Below are 760 nucleotides of genomic sequence, written 5' to 3'. Positions count from 1 at the left end.
TGGAAGGATTACAAGTCAAACCATGTGATATCGATTATCAAATTTCTAAGTTTGATTTAACCCTATCTGCAAGAGAAACGCAAAAACAAATTGAGTGTGAAATCGAGTATAGCACAGCGTTATTTCTTGGGGAAACGATTCAGCGAATGTCTCAACATTTCATACGGATTGTAAAAGAAATGGTAGCTCATCCCAAACAGAAAGTTTGTAAAGTAGATATGTTGACAGAGCAGGAAAGACATCAACTGCTGATTGAATTCAATGACACGGAAATGCCTTATCCGAAAGAGAAAACAATTCATTGTCTGTTCGAAGAACAGGTGGAAAAGGATCCAAATCAAATAGCTGTTGTATTTAAAGAAACGCAGCTTACTTATAAAGAGTTGAATGAGCAGGCAAACTGTTTAGCGCGTATCTTAAGAGAGCAGGGAGTAAAACCAGAAGAACGGGTAGGCCTATTAATGGAACGGTCACTAGATATGATTGTGGGAATGCTGGGGATTTTAAAAGCGGGTGGAGCTTATTTGCCGATTGATCCTGCGTATCCGGCTGAACGTATTGATTATATGCTCGAAGACAGCAACTCCAGGATCGTACTTAGCCAGACAGAAGTGATTGACCGGCTTTGGCCAGAAGTACGGTGGGATGGAAAATGCCTGGATGTAAGAAAGATGAAATTTGAAGGAATAGATAAATCAAATCTAGAGTCTGTAAACCATTCTCGAAATTTGGCTTATGTGATTTATACCTCTGGAACAAC

Annotated in this window: 1 protein-coding gene; it reads left to right on the top strand. The window is 39.5% G+C overall.

The features are described from left to right. Window positions 1-760: AMP-binding protein (locus tag WMZ97_RS21845; protein WP_343274169.1), on the top strand; the 760-nt coding region annotated here is incomplete at both ends.

The sequence above is a fragment of the Lentibacillus songyuanensis genome (genome assembly GCF_039548255.1).
GTDB classification, from domain to species: domain Bacteria; phylum Bacillota; class Bacilli; order Bacillales; family Amphibacillaceae; genus Lentibacillus_C; species Lentibacillus_C songyuanensis.
Note: the sequence above shows the minus strand (reverse complement) of the source record. Positions and strands in the feature narration are given on the sequence as shown.